The organism is Bacillus sp. cl96 (assembly GCF_900100505.1).
GTDB classification, from domain to species: Bacteria; Bacillota; Bacilli; order Bacillales; family Bacillaceae_G; genus Bacillus_A; species Bacillus_A cereus.
Map to the genome: position 1 here is coordinate 1 of NZ_FNDM01000017.1, position 19014 is coordinate 19014.

The following is a 19014-nucleotide window of genomic DNA, read 5'->3' on the forward strand; positions in this document are numbered from 1 at the left end:
AGGTGGATGAAAAGGTCACAACCCTTACGGACAGGAAAAAGGTGAGATTCCTTTTCGGTAGTTGGCATTTGACTTGGTTCGCCAACAATTTATAGATTTTTATAAGAATTTTAAACCAGGATACGCAGCATGCATCATGATGAGAAGAACAAAATTGGTTTAACGGTAGCACTTTCTATCGTAGTAGGAACGATTATTGGGTCTGGTGTGTTTATGAAACCGGGCAGCGTATTAGATTACTCGGGGAGTTCTAATATGGCGATTCTTGCTTGGATAATTGGTGGTCTGTTAACGTTAGCAAGTGGTTTAACAGTAGCCGAAATTGGAGCGCAAATCCCGAAAAATGGTGGGTTGTATACGTATTTAGAGGAGATTTATGGAAGTTTTTGGGGATATTTATCAGGCTGGATGCAAACAATTGTGTATGGGCCAGCTATTATTGGAACGTTAGGGTTATACTTTAGTTCTTTAATGATTAATTTTTTCTATTTAGATAAAGTATGGAATTTACCAATCGCAATTGGAACAGTTGTGTTCCTTGGCGTTGTAAATAGTATGGGAACAAAATACGGAGGTATCGTCCAAACGATCACGACAATCGGGAAGATGATTCCAATCGTATTAATTGTTGTGTTAGGTTTTTGGAAAGGGAATAGCGATATCTTTAACGTAGTTGTGCCGATATCAGAAAATCAAAGTATCGGGATGGCGATCTTAGCAACATTATTTGCTTATGACGGCTGGATTCTACTTGCGTCAATTGGTGGAGAAATGAAGAATCCAACAAAGCTATTACCGAAAGCAATGACAGTTGGGATTTTAATTGTAACAGCTGCTTACGTATTAATTAATTTGGCGTTATTGAATGTATTACCAGCAACGCAAATTGTAGAACTTGGAGAAAATGCAACAGCGACAGCTGCAGGAATGCTACTTGGAGAATATGGCGGGAAAATTATTAGTATCGGTATTATCGTTTCTATTTTCGGTTGTTTAAATGGAAAGATTTTAACATTCCCACGTATCCCGATGTCGATGGCAGAACGTGGACAACTTCCATTTGCTAAGTTTATTGCAAAGGAAAGTCCAAGATTTAAAACACCAGCAAATGCGATTACTGTTGAAATCATTTTAGGAATTATTTTAATGATTATTAGTGATCCAAATAAGCTATCTGAGATTTCCGTATTCATTATTTATATTTTCTACGTAATGACGTTTATCGGTGTCTTCATTTTAAGAAAACGTAATAAAAATAAAGAGCGTGCATACAGTGTACCGTTATTCCCAATCGTCCCAATCGTTGCGATTTTGGGCTCACTCTTTGTAATCGGTAGTGCGATTATTAACGATCCACTAAGTTGTTTCTTATCAATTGGAATTGTCTTTACGGGACTGCCGGTATATTGGTATTTAAATAAGAAGAATAAAACTGCTGTTTAATAATTAGAAAACAGGCGTATCATACGCCTGTTTTTTATATGAAAAAATTTGAAAGTATAAAATTAGAATTATGGGGAATTACATTACCCTATTCTATAACCTAGAAACAGGTAATTAAGTATAGTTAATTATCTGTTTTGGGTAGTAACATTTTAAAGTCATAAGCATAAACTTTCTTTCCGCCTTTCACAGTGGCGAGTATAGATTCTATACCTTGTATTTCTTGTTCGGATACTTTTCTTCCGTTTGTTAAGTTGTATCTTTCTATATAGTATTTATTATTGCGCTTTGCATCATAACGTAGAACATATAATGAGTCGTTTTCGAAATAAGTTTGTTCATTATATCTAACACCATCTTTAACATGGTAATCTATGGTGAATTTATGGCTCATCGTATTATTTTTAGGGTTATATGTATATATATCCCCAAGACCGTTTAAAAAATATAATTCGTTGTTATATATATATGCGGAATTATCTAATGAAAATGGGCTGGTTGCAGTTGAGTTTTCTTCTTTATACATAAATATTGTATTTTGTTCTAAAGTGGCTTTATTAGTACGTAACAAGAATGTTTCCCCTTTTAGCGGATCATCCTTATCAATTGTACTCATAACCATGTAGTAATTCTCTGAATCTACTAAAATAGGTGAAAGATTAGCATGGTCCTCTTTTCCATTTATATTAAGCGCTGTAATATTCTCTATATTCATTGTTGCATCATTAAACGTTAATTTTTTCAATTCGTATTTATTAGTAACTAATTCTTGAGTGGCTACTAAAATATTTTCCCCATCTAATCCAGAGCTAATAATGAAATGAGGGATATTACTTTTATGAATAACTTTTTCATTTCCGAATAAAACATTTGAATTATAGTTCCCGTTCTCTTTGTCCATTCCTGAATTGTAAATAGTAACAAATATCTTTTGGTTTGCTAAATATCCATTAAAATCACCGGTATGTTGGTATTTTATTTTATGAGTAGTAGGATTTTCTCCTAGAAATGTTATAGTATTTTTACTCTCTAATAGAACTTGTTTTTTATCGTCAGATACACCAATACCGCCGAGCTCTAGACCACCCATTTTATATCCGCTAGCAACGCCTTGTTTATTTATAAATATGGCATAACTAATGCCTTTACCATCTAAATCTTGATCGGCAGTGGATGAGAAGTAAAGCACAGCCTTTTTATCATCTAAAAAATTTTTATTTTGTATTTCTTTATCTGATATTAAGTTTGCATTCTTATCTTTTATACATAAATAGTAAGCTAATACTGCAATCGTTATAATAATCGTAAAAAATAGAATTATTTTCCGGTGATTTTTCATTTTCACTTCTGCTCCTCAAATAACCAAAAAGTGAAACAAATAAATTGTTTCACTTTCAGTTTTAAAATTATATATTACGAATTAACGATGTTTTTTGCGCATCTCTAACATCTCGAGGATATACACCTGCTCCACCATCTTTATCTAAATCTAAACCACCATGTAATTTATAAGCAGACCATATCAATTTAGAACAATTCTTCGCGCCATAATGGCTAGTATTTCTATTGTTTGCGAAATTATAAGAATAGTCATCCTTTCCTACACGATCTTTCGCCCACCAAGCTGCGTCATTTTTATTTTGCCAAGAAGTATTTACAGATTTGACAACTGCATCACCTTTATCAACTAAGCGTTTATTAGTAGCAATTGTGCGCACACCTTTGTCTGGTACAGATTCAACAATCAAGTCTTTACTATAGTACATACCGACATGTCCGTGATTCATATAAGCAGTTGTAGATCCAGTATAATAAAAGTCGCCCATATTAGAATTTCCTACTTTTACATTTCCGCCGCTAGCACCATATTGAACATTAGTAGTATCTTTATTATTTCGTTGAGTAGCTTCTCGTTCTCCTTGTTCATGATTTGCTTTTAATTCTTTATAAATTTGTTCTGCTAAAGCTTCTTTTGTATTGCCCGTATTTTTTGCAACTTCAATAATATCTGAAATTAACTCTTCTGTACTTACGTCTGGCTGCAATTTCTTAATCTCATTTAAATACGGAAGTTCGTTACTTGCTGCGAAAGATGATGTAGGCACAAGCCCAGCTGAAGCTAAAATACTTGCTGTCAAAGTTAGTGCAGTTAATTTTTTCATTTCTTTTCCCTCTAAGTTTTTTGATATTCCAAACTATTGTGTGTTTGTAAAGTATAGTATTTACTCTACAAGAAAATAATAATTTTTCTGTAATTTTAATACAAGTCTAGTAAAGAAAAATCTTATTTGGTACAATTTGTTTGTAAATAATAGGAAATTTAATCAAGTTTATTATAAATTAAATTTATATATATAAATTTAATAATAAACGTTGTTTTTTATTAATATTTCTTAGTTTGATTACAAATTGGATAGAAGTAGTGATAATTTTTCAGATAAGGATCTTTATTTAAATGTTGGAGATATATCATAAGAGGGAAGTTTTTTATTATAAAAAATTATACTTGCGTCCATTTTCTATTTTGGTTACTATAATCGTAGTAACCAAAATAGAAAGCGTGGGGAAAGACTTGAATTTTCGTGTTTATATTTTAGCTATCGCGGCTTTCGTAGTCGGAACGGTTGAGTTAATTATAGGAGGAACGCTCGATTTAGTTGCCAATGATTTAGGAGTATCTATTAGCGCAGCTGGTCAGCTTATAACAATATTTTCGGTAGTATTTGCTTTGTCAGGTCCAGTTTTATTAGCTGTGACAGGGAAGTTTGAAAGAAAAACATTGTATGTTGGAGCATTATCGATTTTCTTAATCGGAAATATTATTTCCGCGTTTAGTGTGAATTACGGAATGCTAATGTTCTCAAGGGTTATTTGTGCGGCGAGTGGTTCATTAATTATTGCACTATCTGTAACACTTGCGTCTAGTGTAGTAGAACCGCATTTTCGTGCGCGTGCAATTGGAATCATTTTTATGGGAATTAGTGGATCACTTGTACTTGGAGTACCGCTCGGTCTTGTACTCGGAAATGCATACGGATGGCGTGCACCATTTGTATTAATTTCTGTGTTAACAGTTATGGCAATAGCTTGTATTTCATTGTTCTTAACGAAGGTACCACCGACATCGGTATTATCAATAAAAGAACAACTTGCTACTTTAAAAGATAAAAAAATTGTAAGTGCACAGTTAACATCATTTTTGTTTTTAACGGGGCATTTAACATTGTATGCATATTTAACACCGTTTTTAAAAGATGTTATGCATGTTGAAGCAAACTGGATTAGTGTGTTTTACTTTATTTTCGGAATCGCAGCAGTAATCGGCGGCGGATTCGGTGGCTGGCTTGCTGATAAATGGGGATCGAAGAAAAGTATTATTTCTATCATTATCGTATTTGCGTGTGCAATCTTCATACTGCCATTAATGACATTCTCATTCCCGCTCTTCATCATTATGATGGGACTTTGGAGTATGCTGAGCTGGGCGATTTCACCAGCACAGCAAAATTATTTAATTGAAATTGCACCGGAATCAGCTGGTATTCAGCAAGGTTTAAATAACTCTGCGCTTCATTTAGGAATTGCACTTGGTTCAACAGTAGGCGGAGTTGTTATTGAAAAATCATCTGTTATATATAATGCTTGGGTAGGCGGTGGCTTTATTATATTAGCACTGCTTTGCGCGATTTTCTCGATTACGAGAGGACGCTCTACTCAGTTCGTAAAAGAAGAATCTATCGTTTGATAGGTTCTTTTTTTATTTGTAAAAAATTGCAGGTTTTAGTAGGTAAATGGAGAAAAGGGTATATAGCGAGGTGATAGTATATGGATTATTCAATTATTGGTTTTATATTCACAGTATTGCCGTTATTTGTAGTTATCATTGTTTTTAGATGGATTCGTTTCATCTATCAAAATTCAGAGAAACAGGTAGAGCAAAATGAGAAAATCATTGAGCTGTTGATGGAGATAAAGGAACAAAACGAAAAGGAGTCTAAGTGAAAAATTAGACTCCTTTTTATTATTTAATTAGTATCTCAACTTCATCAACAAACTCTTAATTTCATCATCTTCCATAAAGAGATCGTGGTGCTTCTGGGTGATCTTTGCAAGTGCAACGTCGTGATAGAAAAATTCTGTAAAGAACTTTACGAAAGGTTGTGACATTGTTTTCATCGCTTGCCATGACTCTTGTTCTACGCCAGCAAATAAAATTTCACGATTGTCAACGATAAGTAGCAAGTAGCGCTCTAATGCATTAGGTTCTTCAGCTGGGATTAGAAAATGCATGTTTTCTAAGTCTGTTTCTACTTCTCCAACAATAAGGGATTCAATTTGAACACCTTGTTTTGCTTTTTGTTCTAGTAAAGGGAGATATTCTAAAAGAGTATCATTCCAAGCTGAAATACGGATTGATTCTTGTGCACTTTCAATGAGTTCTTTACTTTGAACTCGAATAGAAGATTGCATTTTTAAGCTCCACACACGGTCATCTGTAAATGATTTTTTTGATATATTTGTTTCCAGTTCTTTAATATTTGATTGGAATTCTGTCGTTAATTTTTCAATTGCTAGTTTTAGTGGTAATGCTGTATACAATTTTTTCTTTTCTGAAACAGAATCCATTACCATTCCTTTATCGATTAGGCGTGCTAGTACTTCATATATTTTTGCTTTTGGAACACCTGAATGCTTCACAATTGTTGTAGCATCTAATGGTTCATTGCTTGATACGACAACTTCATAAGCTTGGCTTTCATATTGTGAGAAACCGAATTTTTGTAACATAGTTCCCTCCGAACGAATGAGATTATATTTTAAGGATAATGAACTATTTGTTTTTGCACAAGTGGTAGTCCGTTTTCTAATTGTATTAAGGTGAGAATTAATTTCAATTTTTTAATTTTATCTATTATACTTAATATAATGATTAATAAGATTTTAATTTAATACGAAGGGGATGCTTGGGGGAAAATGTTAAGAAGTTTACGTTTAAAAATTGCGGTAGTGTTTTCAGTACTTATTTCTATGATGTTCGTAATATTGGGTACAGCTGTGTATCAATTACAGAAAGAAAAGGAAGTGCGCTCCTTAGACGAGTATTCTCAAAATGCGATGGATCTTGTGACAGAGCAACTTACGACATTTGTTCAAAGAACGGATGAAGATATGGGGTATTACGCGAACAGTGAGATGATTCGTAATATGCTTCAAGGTGGGGTTACTCCGGAAGAGGAAGCGTTTTTAACGAAAGAGTTTGCGGAGTATAAAAAGAATCATCCTGGTATTTTAGATTTATATATTGGTACGAAAGATAAAAAAACATTAAGTGCCAATCTTGCTGAAGGTGGGCAAGTGCCAGAAGGATACGATCCAACGACAAGACCATGGTATAAAGATTCAGAGGCTGATGTAAAAAAGGTCCATTGGGGACAACCTTCTTATGAAATTGCAACAGGCAAGTTAAGTGTAGGTGTTTCTAAAGCAATTACAGCTCAAGATGGGTCTGTATTAGGCGTTGTTGCGATGGATGTATCGCTTGGGACGATTCAGAAGTTGCTTCACAATATTCAATACAATAATGACGGAGAAATGTTTATTATAAATGATAAAAATATGGCTCTTGTTTATCCAGAAAAGATAGGGAAAGATGTTTCTAAAGAGCCGCTTATAAAGAGCTTAAATAAAGAGGGAACAAAATATGCGGTCACTACAATAAAAGGTGAAGATGTAGTTGTTTATAGTCAATCATTTGATACGATGAAATGGACGATAGGAATCTTTTATCCGAAAGAAACGATCGATGGGCTATTAAATAGTACGAGAAATACAGTTATTATAATGGCATGTATTAGTTTATTAGTTGGAATCGTAGCTTCCTACTTATTCTCAAGAAGATTAGCAAGACCACTGCAACTATTAAAGAATCACGTGCAAAAAGTAGCAGAAGGCGATTTAACGCTGCGAATGAAAGTGACAAGTAAAGATGAAGTTGGAGAGTTGACGAAGCACTTTAATGATATGGTTGAACAAATGAATGAAATGGTAAGTAAAATTAAAAACAGCGTATCAACGGTGCAACAATCAACGAATAGTTTACATTATTTAACGAACGAAACAGTAGCGGCTAGTAGAGAAGTTTCAGGAGCGATGGATGATGTGAGCGGAGGAGCTTCTACTCTTGCGAATAGTGTGGATGAAGTTTCAGCTCAGCTCGAGAATATGGCGGAGTCAGTAGAACAAATGAATAGCTCCGTTGGTGAAATAAAAGGAGTGGCTGGCAAAGCGGAAGAGGCATCTAAGCAAGGATTAAATACAATGAGGAATTTAATCCGTACGAGGGGACAATCATCTTCGATTGTTGTTCATACAGAAGAAGCATCGGATAAGTTAGAACAAAGAGTTGGATCGATTCAAAATGTTGTTGAGCTTATAAAAGGTATTTCGGATCAAACAAATTTACTTGCTTTAAATGCATCGATTGAAGCTGCCCGTGCAGGTGAGCAAGGTAAGGGATTTGCGGTTGTTGCTGAAGAGGTTCGGAAATTAGCGGAACAATCAAAAGAGGCAACCGGAGAAATCACAATGATGATTGGTGATGTACAATTAGAAGTAAAAAGGGTTGTAGAAGTTGTAAGTAAATTGAAAGACATTGCAGATGTGCAAAATAAAGTGACGTCAGAGGCGGAAATGGAGTTCCGTACAATTATGTCAGTTGTAAATACGATTAGTACTTCAGTTGAAAAAATTGTAGAAGAGGTACATAACATAGGTTATGAGCAAGGGGAAATTACAGCGGTAATGCATACAATTGCTGGTACGAGTCAAGAAAGTGCAGCTGTTTCTGAAGAGGTACATGCTGCAACGGAATCACAGGTGAATCATTTAGAAAAGGTAGCTCACACGATGGAAAGTTTGACAGAACATATGAGAGATTTAGAAAGATTAGTCGAGCAGTTTAAAGTGGAAGAGTAACATATTAGTAAAATGATGAGGATTTCGGTAAAATAGACAATGGATATATAAGAAACGATTATAGGAGGAAGACTACTATGGCAATTGTTGATGTATCGATTATTCCAGTAGGAACAGGTAATCCAAGTGTTAGTGAATATGTAGCAGAAGTACAAAAGGTGCTAGAGAAAAATGCGGATCGCGTGAAGTATCAATTAACACCGATGAATACAATTATTGAAGGAGATCTTCCTGTCATTCTAGAAGTAATACAACAAATGCATGAAGTTCCATATACGAAAGGTGCACAGCGTGTTGCAACAACTATTCGTATTGATGATCGTCGTGATAAAGTAAGCACAATGGAGAAAAAATTAAACTCTGTTCGATCAAAATTATAAGAAAAAGCAGCGATCTTCGCTGCTTTTTTCATATAGGAGGTAAATAAAATGAGTGAAAAGTTTAACGAGCAGTTTGATGGTTTACTGGAGAAATATACTGAGCTGTTACTTGGAGAGAGCAATGAAGAGAGAAAAGAACAGGTACAGAAGTGGGCACTGTATTCTTACATAGCTAAGACGATGCCAGCTTTAGTAAAGCATTGGAATGAAACTTATCCAGATGCGAAAGAAGAGATGGTACAGTTAATTACAGATATTAAAAGGCTGAATGAAGAGAAGCGAAATGAGCAATAAAAAAACTTGAGGTAAATATAATCGCAAGTTTTCTGTATTAATATCCTTATATAATTTACATGGAATATAAAGGATTTTATAGGCATGTCGAATATTTTCGACATGCCTATTTTATGCCTATTAAACTCCATTTTTCTAAATGTCGAAAAATATTTCGGGTATATTTATAAGCAGAAATATAGGTTTTTAAATGTTTTTATAGTATTTTATAAATTATCTAAATAATTATTTGTATCCAATAATTTTAAACAATGATATAATTTTGAAGAGGGGTAAAAAACAGATAAATTACAGTCATAGGGGTGAATTACATGGAACAATTAATGCGAAATTCGTTTCTTTTCTTATCTAAAAATAAAGCGCTAACAAAACTGGCTAAAAAGTACGGTTTACGCTTTGGTGCAGGTCGCTTCGTCGCAGGGGAGACGATTGAATTAGCGACAGCTGCCATTCAACAATTAAATAAGCAAGGTCTTTGTGTAACAATCGATTATTTAGGTGAATTCGTTGATAATGAAGCGGAAGCAAATGAAATGGCTAACCAATCGATTGAAGCGATCCGTGCAATTGGAAGAGAAGGTCTTGATTCGCAGCTTTCTTTAAAGATGACTTCTATGGGATTAGATATCTCTGATGAAATCGTAATGAACAATATGCGCCGTATTTTAGAAGCTGCAAAAGAAAATGGTGTGTTCGTTACAATTGATATGGAAGATTATACACGCTGCGGTAAAACAATTGATATCTTTAAACAATTAAAATCTGAGTACGATAATATTGGTACTGTTATTCAAGCTTACCTATATCGTACAGAAAAAGATATTGAGGATTTAAATGCTTATAAACCTAATTTACGTCTTGTAAAAGGAGCTTATAAAGAACCTGAAGAAGTGGCGTTCCCGGACAAGAAAGATGTAGATGACAATTATAAAAAGATTATTAAAATGCACTTATTAAATGGAAATTATACTGCAATTGCTTCACATGACGAAGCAATTATTGAATATACAAAAAAACTTGCTGAAGAACATAATATTCCAAGGGATCAATTTGAATTCCAAATGTTATATGGTATTCGTAATGAGCGTCAACTTGAGCTAGTAAAAGAAGGTTACAAAATGCGTGTTTACGTACCTTATGGAAACGATTGGTATGGATATTTCATGCGCCGTCTAGCAGAGCGTCCAGCAAACGTTGCGTTCGTATTAAAAGGTATGGTTAAAAAATAACCAAGGAGAAAATACTCCTTGGTTATTTTAATTGCTGAAATGCATAATGTGCCATTTTCTTCGTATCAGGATATAGTTGCGCGCGAGTAGAAGATAATACGACGTTAATGACGCGTTTACCGTCTTTTTCATCCACTGTTACGACTGTATATTTGCCAAGTGCTGATAGACCGCTTTTACTTCCAATCGCATATGGATCGTCATATAGTTCTTCTCGTCCGTAGTTTGCGATGTTTGGAGAGCGTTCTGAAGTATGTAGAGTTGTACGTGTTGAATTCATATATTCTAAAACAACTGGATACTTTAATGCTTCTTTCGTAATAATAGCAATGTCATATGGCGATACTTTATTTCCAAGTGCATCAGCACCACTTGCGTTCTTGAAAGTCGCATGCTTTGTACCGAGTTCCTTCGCTCTAGTATTCATCATTTTCACAAATTCATTTTTTGATCCTGCAATATGTTCTGCGATGGATTCAGCTATTGGATCTGCACTAATGATAAGCATCAGTTTTAATGCCTCATCACGTTTTAACTTTTCCCCAGCACGAAGTTTAATTTTCTTACTTTGACTTTCTGTTTTAATTGCGTTTTCTGTAACTGTAATTTCTTCATCCTCTTTTACATTCTCTAGTAAAAGAAGGGTTGTCATCATTTTGGCTATACTAGCCGGATAAGAGCGTTCGTCTTCGCGTTTTCCATACAAAACTTCACCTGTGTCTGCATCGATTGTAACTCCATATTGCCCAGTAATATTAGGTTGATCAGCTCTTACAGCTTGTTGCCTTTGTGCATAAGAGAAGAAAATCATCCCTGTAAATAGTGTGGCAATCATTACAATCATAACTATTGTTCGCTTCATTATAATTCCCTCATTTGTTACAAATAAATTGGGCAGAAAAAGCAGCCATTAATCATTATGCCACGTTCTCTGCCCAAAAATATAGCGTTATTTTTCGCCCATATTATGCTTTTTATATTGTTGGTTATTACCTTGGCGTCCTTTTTCAACACCCTGGTTATGCGGACCTGCGTTTCCAGTTACACTAGCTGCACTAATTCCAGCCTTTGAAGGGTTCTTCTTAAGTTTTGCCATATATATTCCTCCAGTTTCGTCAGATTATAAAAAGGGAAAGTGTATTTTAGTGAAGAAAATACATATATAGCATGGGCAAATAAAAGAAAAATATTTATTTCAGAAAATTTTATCAATAAATATATTGCGAAAATTTAAACAGTATCATATATTTATTAGTAGAGGCTCACTCATTGATTGCGACTTATGTCGAAAAATTGAATGAGCATTCATTCAAGAATAGGGGGAGAATTGGATGTTCCAAATTAAAAAGGCTGCTGTTCTAGGTTCAGGCGTAATGGGTTCGGGAATTGCGGCACACTTAGCTAATATTGGTATTCCGACATTATTGCTTGATATTGTACCACCTGCGCTTACGAAAGAAGAAGAAGCGAAGGGACTTACATTAGAACATAAAAGTGTGAGAAATCGTTTTAGTAATACGGCTGTGCAAAAACTATTAAAGCAAAAACCAGCTCCTCTGACAGTGAAAGGAAATTTAGCACTGATTGAAGCAGGTAACTTAGAAGATGACCTTGAGCGTCTAGCTGATGTAGATTGGATTATTGAAGTAGTAGTTGAAAACTTAGATATTAAAAAGAAACTATTTGAAAAAGTAGATGCGGTTCGTAAACCGGGTTCTATCGTAAGCTCGAATACGTCAGGTATTTCAGTTGAAAAAATGGCAGAAGGTCGTTCAGACGACTTCCAGAAACACTTCTTAGGCACACACTTTTTTAACCCACCACGATATTTAAAACTTCTAGAGGTAATACCGACGAAAGAAACAGATCCACAAGTATTAAGCTTCATGAAACTATTTGGCGAAGACGTTCTTGGAAAAGGCGTTGTTATCGCAAAAGATACACCAAACTTTATTGGAAACCGCATCGGTACGTACGGTTTACTTGTTACTCTTCAAGAGATGGTAAAACGCGGCTATAGCATTGGGGAAGTTGATTCTGTAACAGGCCCACTTATTGGTCGTCCGAAGAGCGCAACGTTCCGCACATTAGATGTTGTCGGTTTAGATACATTCGTACACGTTGCAAATAACGTATATGAAAATGTGCAAGAAGAAGAGCGTGATGTATTTAAAGTACCAGCTTTCATGCATGACATGCTGGAGAAAAAATGGCTTGGAAGTAAAACGGGTCAAGGCTTCTTCTTAAAACAAGGAAAAGAAATTTTAGAATTAAATCCTGAAACGATGGAATACGAAGCGCGTAAAAAATTAAAAGCTGCATCCGTAGAGTTAAGTAAACAAGAAAAAGGATTAGCGAATAAATTGAAAGCGCTTGTATACGCAAAAGACCGTGCAGGAGAGTTATTATGGAACATCATTACACCAACTCTTTTATACTCTGCAAAACTTCATAAAGAAATTGCTGACGATATCGTTGCAATTGACCAAGCGATGAAGTGGGGCTTTGGATGGGAGCAAGGGCCATTTGAAGTGTGGGATGCAATCGGCGTTGAAAAATCTGTTCAAAAGATGGAAGAAAACGGCGTAGTTGTTCCTACTTGGGTGAAAGAAATGTTAGAGAAAGGTTTCACTACTTTCTATAAACATGATAACGGCGATAGCTACTATTACGATAATGGCGAATATAAGCTAATCGAGCGTAATAAAAAAGCAATTTCTCTTAAGCGATTAAAAGCGAAAAATGGTGTATTAAAGAAAAATAGCGGAGCGAGCTTAATTGATTTAGGCGACGGCATCCTTTGCTTAGAGTTCCATTCGAAGAGCAATGCAATCGGTATGGATATTACGCAAATGATTAACTACGCTGTTGATGAAGTAGAAAAGAATTATAAAGGTCTTGTTATCGGTAACCAATCGAAGAACTTCTGCGTTGGTGCGAACCTAGCAATGATCTTAATGGAAGCACAAGACGACAACTACTTTGAAATTGAGTTAGTTGTGAAAAACTTCCAAGATGCAATGACGAAAATTAAGTACTCTTCTAAGCCAGTTGTAGCAGCACCATATGGTATGACGCTTGGCGGAGGTACAGAAGTTTGCTTACCAGCAGCGAGCATTCAAGCTTCTAGTGAAACGTATATGGGCTTAGTAGAAGTTGGTGTTGGCTTAATCCCTGGCGGAGGCGGTAATAAAGAGCTATACATTAAACACTTAAACAAAATGGCAAACGGTGTAGAGTTTGATCTGCAAAAAGTTGCAAATAAAGTGTTCGAAACAGTCGCAATGGCGAAAGTTTCAACTTCAGGACAAGAAGCAGTTTCTCATAACTTCTTAGGTGATAAAGATGGTATTAGTGTGAATGGTGATCACTTACTATACGATGCGAAACAGAAAGCACTTGCTTTATATGAAGCTGGTTACAAAGCGCCAATCCGCAAAAAGATACCAGTTGTTGGGGAAACAGGATATGCAACTCTTGCACTTGGTGCAGAAGCAATGCATTTATCTGGTTACATTTCAGAGTATGACCTTCACATTGCGAAGAAACTTGCATATGTCATTGCGGGCGGAAAAGTACCGTACGGAACAGAAGTTGATGAGCAATATTTATTAGATGTAGAACGTGAAGCATTTATTAGCTTAGTAAGTGAGATGAAATCACAAGCAAGAATGCAGCACATGCTTGTAAAAGGAAAGCCATTACGTAACTAATAACGAGGGGAGATATCGTTCATGAGAGAAGCTGTCATTGTTGCGGGAGCAAGAACACCAATTGGAAAAGCAAAGAGGGGTTCATTAAAAACAGTTCGTCCTGACGATCTAGGGGCGTTAGTAGTAAAGGAAACGTTAAAGCGTGCAAATTATGAAGGACCAATCGATGATTTAATTTTCGGTTGTGCGATGCCAGAAGCAGAACAAGGTTTAAATATGGCTCGTAATATCGGCGGACTAGCAGGACTTTCTTACGATGTTCCAGCTATTACAATTAACCGTTACTGTTCTTCTGGTTTACAAAGTATCGCTTACGGAGCAGAGCGCATTATGCTTGGTCACTCTGAAGCTGTATTATCAGGCGGAGCGGAATCAATGAGTTTAGTTCCAATGATGGGACACGTTGTTCGTCCGAATAGTCGCCTTGTAGAAGCGGCTCCGGAATATTATATGGGTATGGGACATACAGCAGAGCAAGTTGCTGTGAAATATGGAATTTCTCGTGAAGAGCAAGATGCATTTGCAGTAAGAAGTCATCAACGTGCTGCGAAAGCATTAGCTGCAGGAAACTTTGCTGATGAAACAGTACCTGTAGATGTAACGTTACGCTCGGTTGGATCAAACAATAAACTGCAAGAAGAAACAATCACTTTCGCACAAGACGAAGGTGTAAGAGCAGAGACGACGCTAGACATTTTAGGGAAATTACGTCCAGCATTTAACGTTCGCGGTTCTGTAACAGCTGGTAACTCTTCACAAATGAGTGACGGTGCAGCATCTGTACTATTAATGGATCGCGAAAAAGCAGTGAGCGATGGCATGAAGCCACTTGCGAAATTCCGTTCATTTGCAGTAGCTGGCGTACCACCAGAAGTAATGGGAATCGGCCCAATCGCTGCAATTCCAAAAGCGCTAAAACTAGCTGGCTTAGAGCTATCTGATATTGGCTTATTTGAACTAAATGAAGCATTCGCTTCTCAATCAATTCAAGTTATTCGTGAACTTGGTTTAGATGAAGAAAAAGTAAACGTAAACGGTGGTGCAATCGCACTTGGACATCCACTTGGCTGTACAGGGGCAAAACTAACACTATCTCTTATTCACGAAATGAAACGCCGCAACGAACAATTCGGTATCGTAACAATGTGTATCGGCGGCGGAATGGGAGCAGCGGGAGTATTTGAATTACTATAAAAAGTGGAAGCGGCTCGTTCAGAATGTGAGGGGGATGGAGCTTCAGACGTAGAGGCGTTCTCTGCCTCGCAGGAAGAAGCGAAGCCACCGAACATTCTAGCCGCTGGAACTGGATTATAAAAAAGTGCAGGTGGCTCGTTTAGAACAGGAGGGCGTTGGAAGCCCTGACGAAGAGGCGCTTTTTGCCTCAAAGGAAGGGGTGAAACGACCGACTGTTTTAGCCACTGGAACTGGATTATAAAAAAAGTGGAAGCGGTTCGCTCAGAACGAGACGCTGCCAATGCAAAGAATGGAAGCAACAAAGGTTTATAAAAAAGGGAGAGCCAGCTTCTTTCAAAAAGAGAGAAGCTGCTCATGAAAATATGAAGGAGGAAATTTTCATGGAAAAAACAGTAGGAAATGCGGTTAAAGGCGGTAGCTTTTTAGTTGATGAGATTACGATTGATCAAGTGTTTACGCCAGAAGATTTTTCATCTGAGCATAAAATGATTGCAAAAACGACAGAGGACTTTATCGTAAATGAAGTTCTTCCAGAGCTTGAATATTTAGAGCAACATGAATTTGATCGTTCAGTTCGTCTTTTAAAAGAAGCTGGGGAGCTTGGTTTATTAGGCGCTGACGTACCAGAAGAGTACGGCGGAATTGGTCTTGATAAAGTAAGCTCAGCGTTAATCGCAGAGAAATTCTCTCGCGCTGGCGGCTTTGCAATCACTCACGGTGCTCACGTAGGTATCGGATCTTTACCAATCGTATTATTCGGTAACGAAGAGCAAAAGAAAAAGTATTTACCATTACTTGCAACTGGTGAAAAATTAGCTGCATACGCATTAACTGAGCCAGGTTCAGGATCTGATGCATTAGGCGCAAAAACAACTGCACGTTTAAATGCAGAAGGTACACATTACGTATTAAACGGTGAAAAACAGTGGATTACAAACTCTGCATTCGCTGACGTATTCGTCGTATATGCAAAAATCGATGGAGAGCACTTCTCAGCATTTATCGTAGAGAAAGACTACGCTGGCGTATCTACAAGCCCAGAAGAAAAGAAAATGGGTATTAAATGTTCTTCAACTCGTACGTTAATTTTAGAAGATGCGTTAGTACCGAAAGAAAACTTGCTTGGTGAAATCGGTAAAGGTCATATTATCGCATTCAACATTTTAAATATCGGTCGTTATAAATTAGGTGTTGGTACAGTTGGATCTGCGAAACGTGCAGTAGAAATTTCAGCACAATATGCAAACCAACGTCAACAGTTCAAACAACCAATCGCTCGCTTCCCATTAATTCAAGAGAAACTTGCGAATATGGCAGCAAAAACATATGCAGCTGAAAGCTCTGTATATCGTACAGTAGGTTTATTCGAAAGCCGCATGAGCACATTATCTGAAGAAGAAGTAAAAGACGGTAAAGCGGTAGCAGCTTCTATCGCTGAATATGCAATCGAGTGCTCTTTAAACAAAGTATTCGGTTCTGAAGTATTAGACTATACAGTAGATGAAGGTGTTCAAATTCACGGTGGTTACGGATTTATGGCAGAATACGAGATTGAAAGAATGTACCGCGATTCTCGTATTAACCGTATTTTCGAAGGAACGAACGAAATTAACCGCCTAATCGTACCAGGTACGTTCTTACGTAAAGCGATGAAAGGTGAATTACCACTTCTTCAAAAAGCACAAAAATTACAAGAAGAGTTAATGATGATGATGCCAGAAGAAGTAGGCGATGAGCCATTAGCACTTCAAAAGTATTTAGTAACTAATGCGAAGAAAATCGGCTTAATGGTAGCTGGATTAGCGGCTCAAAAATACGGTAAAGCATTAGATAAAGAGCAAGAAATTCTTGTGAATATCGCTGACATCGTAAGCAATCTATACGCAATGGAATCAGCTGTTCTTCGTACAGAAAAAGCGATCAAAACAACTGGTCTTGAAAAGAATAAACAAAAAGTGTTATACACTGAAGTATTCTGCCAAGAAGCATTTAACGAAATCGAAGCAGATGCGAAAGAAACACTTATCGCAGTTGAAAACGGCGACATGCTGCGCATGATGTTATCATCATTACGTAAATTAACTCGCCACACACCACTTAACGTAATTCCGAAGAAACGTGAAATCGCTGCGAAAATTTTAGAAGATGAGCGTTACACAGTTTAATATCTTTAAAGAACAGTAGTCGTTTATACGGCTACTGTTCTTTTTTTTGAAAAAAATTTTTTTAGTGACATAAAACTAATACCATTAGTATAATAAAACTAATGGTATTAGTTTTTGTGAAAAGGGAGATGGGACTATGAGGATGATACATGAAAAAACGGTATATCAATTGTCATTTTTGCCAAGAGCGTTTCCTGTAAATTGTTACTTTGTAGAGGAAGATGATGGTTTAACTTTAATTGACGCGGCTTTGCCATATAGCGCAAAAGGTATTTTACAGGTGGCTGAGAAAATAGGAAAACCAATTACTAAGATTGTATTAACACATGCGCATGATGATCACATCGGTGCATTAGATGCATTAAAGGAAGTACTTCCTCATGTTCCAGTCTATATTTCTAAGCGGGACGCAAAGCTGTTAGAAGGAGATATGACGTTACAAAAGGATGAACCGAATATACCGATAAAAGGCGGTGTACCTAAAAAATTAAAAACGGTACCTGATATTTTATTAGAAGATGGCGACCGAGTTGGATCGCTTCTTGCGATTATGACACCGGGACATACGCCAGGCTCCATGTCGTTTCTTGATGTAAGAAATAAAGCTCTTATTGTCGGAGATGCATTCCAAACAAGAGGAGGTATGGCTGTTTCAGGACAAATGAAATTTTGGTTTCCGTTTCCGGCGATGGCAACGTGGAGCAAAGAAATATCATTACAAAGTGCAGAGAAGTTAAGAGAATATGAGCCTTCCTTGCTTGCGGCAGGACATGGAAAAATGATAAACGATCCAGTGGCTTTCATAGAGCTTGCTATTAAAGAAGCGAAGCGGAATATAGAAAGTAGAAAAGAGGGTTAATTGATGTCACCGAGAATCGGACTTACATTACAAAAGATTGTAGAAACAGCAGCAGAAATTGCAGATGCAAATGGAGTACAAGAAGTAACGTTAGCTTCATTAGCGCAAACGTTAGGGGTACGTTCGCCCTCACTATATAATCATGTAAAAGGGTTACAAGATGTACGGAAAAATCTTGGCATTTACGGAATCAAAAAGCTGCATAACAGACTGGAAGAAGCTGCCGAGGATAAACGGATGGATGAAGCAATTCATGCTTTAGGAGAAGCGTATGTAGCATTTGTCCGAAAACATCCTGGACTATATGAAGCAACTTTTTTACGAGATGAAGAAGTAAGAAAAGCAGGTGACGGAATTGTAAAGCTTTGTCTTCAGGTTTTACAACAGTATGGCTTAGAAGGAGAGAATGCACTTCATGCGACACGCGGATTCAGAAGTATTTGTCATGGATTTGCTTCGATTGAACAACAGGGCGGATTTGGTTTGCCGTTAGATTTAGATATAAGTTTACATGTATTGTTGGAAACGTTTATTAAAGGGTTACGTGAATAAGAAGCGAGGCAAACAAAAACCTTAGAAGTGATTCTAAGGTTTTTTAGTGCATATAATTCGAAAAGAGCGGTAGGCTTTTTCTCATTACATGATATTATTTTACAGGTTTGAAAAATGTGTATATGACTACGGAAAGGCAAACGAAAATAAAAGCAATAGGATCTTGATATGGACTAGGCTCAGAGCCCTTCTGGATTTCTGTAAGGAAGT

Annotated in this window: 17 protein-coding genes; 12 read left to right on the plus strand and 5 right to left on the minus strand. The window is 36.6% G+C overall.

Going from position 1 to position 19014, the window contains the following annotated elements:
* The first annotated feature begins 129 nt into the window (after nucleotides 1–129).
* Nucleotides 130–1443: an APC family permease gene (locus BLT20_RS25975; protein WP_000546301.1), complete on the plus strand. Its 1314-nt coding sequence runs from the start codon at nucleotides 130–132 to the stop codon at nucleotides 1441–1443.
* A 124-nt stretch (nucleotides 1444–1567) separates the two neighbouring features.
* Here BLT20_RS25975 and BLT20_RS25980 read toward each other — a convergent pair whose 3' ends face one another.
* Together BLT20_RS25980 and BLT20_RS25985 are read right to left on the minus strand one after the other, a co-directional pair.
* Complete coding sequence (locus BLT20_RS25980) at nucleotides 1568–2782, minus strand: hypothetical protein (protein ID WP_000788577.1); 1215 nt, start codon at nucleotides 2780–2782, stop codon at nucleotides 1568–1570.
* A 67-nt stretch (nucleotides 2783–2849) separates the two neighbouring features.
* A complete protein-coding gene (locus BLT20_RS25985; RefSeq protein ID WP_000736809.1) occupies nucleotides 2850–3605 on the minus strand; it encodes a YiiX/YebB-like N1pC/P60 family cysteine hydrolase in 756 nt (251 codons plus the stop codon).
* A gap of 398 nt (nucleotides 3606–4003) precedes the next feature.
* Here BLT20_RS25985 and BLT20_RS25990 point away from each other — a divergent pair, with 398 nt between their 5' ends.
* Both BLT20_RS25990 and BLT20_RS30640 read left to right on the plus strand, forming a co-directional pair.
* Nucleotides 4004–5188 (plus strand): MFS transporter, encoded by a 1185-nt coding sequence (locus BLT20_RS25990; RefSeq protein WP_002026529.1) that lies wholly within the window; start codon nucleotides 4004–4006, stop codon nucleotides 5186–5188.
* Between the two features lie 80 nt (nucleotides 5189–5268).
* Nucleotides 5269–5445: a hypothetical protein gene (locus tag BLT20_RS30640; RefSeq protein WP_000386583.1), complete on the plus strand. Its 177-nt coding sequence runs from the start codon at nucleotides 5269–5271 to the stop codon at nucleotides 5443–5445.
* A 27-nt stretch (nucleotides 5446–5472) separates the two neighbouring features.
* Here the strand turns inward: BLT20_RS30640 and BLT20_RS26000 are convergent, their stop codons facing one another.
* Nucleotides 5473–6231, minus strand: a complete 759-nt coding sequence (locus BLT20_RS26000) for a TrmB family transcriptional regulator (protein WP_000939483.1) — start codon at nucleotides 6229–6231, stop codon at nucleotides 5473–5475.
* A gap of 186 nt (nucleotides 6232–6417) precedes the next feature.
* On the opposite strand from BLT20_RS26000, the gene BLT20_RS26005 reads away from it, so the two are divergent.
* The 4 genes from BLT20_RS26005 (at nucleotide 6418) to BLT20_RS26020 (ending at nucleotide 10321) form a co-directional block, all read left to right on the plus strand.
* Nucleotides 6418–8418, plus strand: a complete 2001-nt coding sequence (locus tag BLT20_RS26005; protein ID WP_000946359.1) for a methyl-accepting chemotaxis protein — start codon at nucleotides 6418–6420, stop codon at nucleotides 8416–8418.
* A gap of 77 nt (nucleotides 8419–8495) precedes the next feature.
* The gene (locus tag BLT20_RS26010) at nucleotides 8496–8798 is read left to right on the plus strand and encodes an MTH1187 family thiamine-binding protein (protein ID WP_001018860.1); all 303 of its coding nucleotides are present in this window, start codon (nucleotides 8496–8498) and stop codon (nucleotides 8796–8798) included.
* A 48-nt stretch (nucleotides 8799–8846) separates the two neighbouring features.
* A complete protein-coding gene (locus tag BLT20_RS26015) occupies nucleotides 8847–9092 on the plus strand; it encodes a YusU family protein (RefSeq protein WP_001290594.1) in 246 nt (81 codons plus the stop codon).
* A gap of 311 nt (nucleotides 9093–9403) precedes the next feature.
* A complete protein-coding gene (locus BLT20_RS26020) occupies nucleotides 9404–10321 on the plus strand; it encodes a proline dehydrogenase family protein (protein WP_000436783.1) in 918 nt (305 codons plus the stop codon).
* Nucleotides 10322–10343: 22 nt separating this feature from the next.
* Here BLT20_RS26020 and BLT20_RS26025 read toward each other — a convergent pair whose 3' ends face one another.
* Both BLT20_RS26025 and BLT20_RS26030 read right to left on the minus strand, forming a co-directional pair.
* Nucleotides 10344–11183 carry a D-alanyl-D-alanine carboxypeptidase family protein gene (locus BLT20_RS26025; protein ID WP_000831463.1) on the minus strand — a complete coding sequence of 280 codons (840 nt, stop codon included), beginning with the start codon at nucleotides 11181–11183 and terminating at the stop codon, nucleotides 10344–10346.
* Between the two features lie 87 nt (nucleotides 11184–11270).
* Nucleotides 11271–11417 (minus strand): YuzL family protein, encoded by a 147-nt coding sequence (locus tag BLT20_RS26030; protein ID WP_001096346.1) that lies wholly within the window; start codon nucleotides 11415–11417, stop codon nucleotides 11271–11273.
* Nucleotides 11418–11652: 235 nt separating this feature from the next.
* Between BLT20_RS26030 and BLT20_RS26040 the strand changes: the two genes are divergently transcribed.
* The 5 genes from BLT20_RS26040 (at nucleotide 11653) to BLT20_RS26065 (ending at nucleotide 18804) form a co-directional block, all read left to right on the plus strand.
* Nucleotides 11653–14034, plus strand: coding sequence for a 3-hydroxyacyl-CoA dehydrogenase/enoyl-CoA hydratase family protein (locus BLT20_RS26040; RefSeq protein WP_000486379.1), 2382 nt, complete (start codon nucleotides 11653–11655; stop codon nucleotides 14032–14034).
* Between the two features lie 21 nt (nucleotides 14035–14055).
* Nucleotides 14056–15228, plus strand: coding sequence for an acetyl-CoA C-acetyltransferase (locus BLT20_RS26045; protein WP_001206324.1), 1173 nt, complete (start codon nucleotides 14056–14058; stop codon nucleotides 15226–15228).
* A gap of 380 nt (nucleotides 15229–15608) precedes the next feature.
* Nucleotides 15609–17393, plus strand: a complete 1785-nt coding sequence (locus tag BLT20_RS26055; protein ID WP_000416291.1) for an acyl-CoA dehydrogenase family protein — start codon at nucleotides 15609–15611, stop codon at nucleotides 17391–17393.
* Between the two features lie 136 nt (nucleotides 17394–17529).
* On the plus strand, nucleotides 17530–18252 hold the full coding sequence (locus BLT20_RS26060; RefSeq protein ID WP_001242329.1) for an MBL fold metallo-hydrolase: 723 nt from the start codon (nucleotides 17530–17532) through the stop codon (nucleotides 18250–18252).
* Between the two features lie 3 nt (nucleotides 18253–18255).
* On the plus strand, nucleotides 18256–18804 hold the full coding sequence (locus BLT20_RS26065) for a TetR/AcrR family transcriptional regulator (RefSeq protein ID WP_000074925.1): 549 nt from the start codon (nucleotides 18256–18258) through the stop codon (nucleotides 18802–18804).
* Nucleotides 18805–19014: the final 210 nt, after the last annotated feature.

Bases quoted from the DNA above. Each gene is read 5' to 3' on its own strand.
- BLT20_RS25985 (WP_000736809.1), bottom strand. From the start codon at position 3,605: ATGAAAAAATTAACTGCACTAACTTTGACAGCAAGTATTTTAGCTTCA.
- BLT20_RS25975 (WP_000546301.1), top strand. From the start codon at position 130: ATGCATCATGATGAGAAGAACAAAATTGGTTTAACGGTAGCACTTTCT.
- BLT20_RS26045 (WP_001206324.1), top strand. From the start codon at position 14,056: ATGAGAGAAGCTGTCATTGTTGCGGGAGCAAGAACACCAATTGGAAAA.
- BLT20_RS26025 (WP_000831463.1), bottom strand. From the start codon at position 11,183: ATGAAGCGAACAATAGTTATGATTGTAATGATTGCCACACTATTTACA.
- BLT20_RS26055 (WP_000416291.1), top strand. From the start codon at position 15,609: ATGGAAAAAACAGTAGGAAATGCGGTTAAAGGCGGTAGCTTTTTAGTT.
- BLT20_RS26020 (WP_000436783.1), top strand. From the start codon at position 9,404: ATGGAACAATTAATGCGAAATTCGTTTCTTTTCTTATCTAAAAATAAA.
- BLT20_RS25980 (WP_000788577.1), bottom strand. From the start codon at position 2,782: ATGAAAAATCACCGGAAAATAATTCTATTTTTTACGATTATTATAACG.
- BLT20_RS26060 (WP_001242329.1), top strand. From the start codon at position 17,530: ATGAGGATGATACATGAAAAAACGGTATATCAATTGTCATTTTTGCCA.
- BLT20_RS26005 (WP_000946359.1), top strand. From the start codon at position 6,418: ATGTTAAGAAGTTTACGTTTAAAAATTGCGGTAGTGTTTTCAGTACTT.
- BLT20_RS26040 (WP_000486379.1), top strand. From the start codon at position 11,653: ATGTTCCAAATTAAAAAGGCTGCTGTTCTAGGTTCAGGCGTAATGGGT.
- BLT20_RS26065 (WP_000074925.1), top strand. From the start codon at position 18,256: ATGTCACCGAGAATCGGACTTACATTACAAAAGATTGTAGAAACAGCA.
- BLT20_RS26030 (WP_001096346.1), bottom strand. From the start codon at position 11,417: ATGGCAAAACTTAAGAAGAACCCTTCAAAGGCTGGAATTAGTGCAGCT.
- BLT20_RS26015 (WP_001290594.1), top strand. From the start codon at position 8,847: ATGAGTGAAAAGTTTAACGAGCAGTTTGATGGTTTACTGGAGAAATAT.
- BLT20_RS26010 (WP_001018860.1), top strand. From the start codon at position 8,496: ATGGCAATTGTTGATGTATCGATTATTCCAGTAGGAACAGGTAATCCA.
- BLT20_RS26000 (WP_000939483.1), bottom strand. From the start codon at position 6,231: ATGTTACAAAAATTCGGTTTCTCACAATATGAAAGCCAAGCTTATGAA.
- BLT20_RS30640 (WP_000386583.1), top strand. From the start codon at position 5,269: ATGGATTATTCAATTATTGGTTTTATATTCACAGTATTGCCGTTATTT.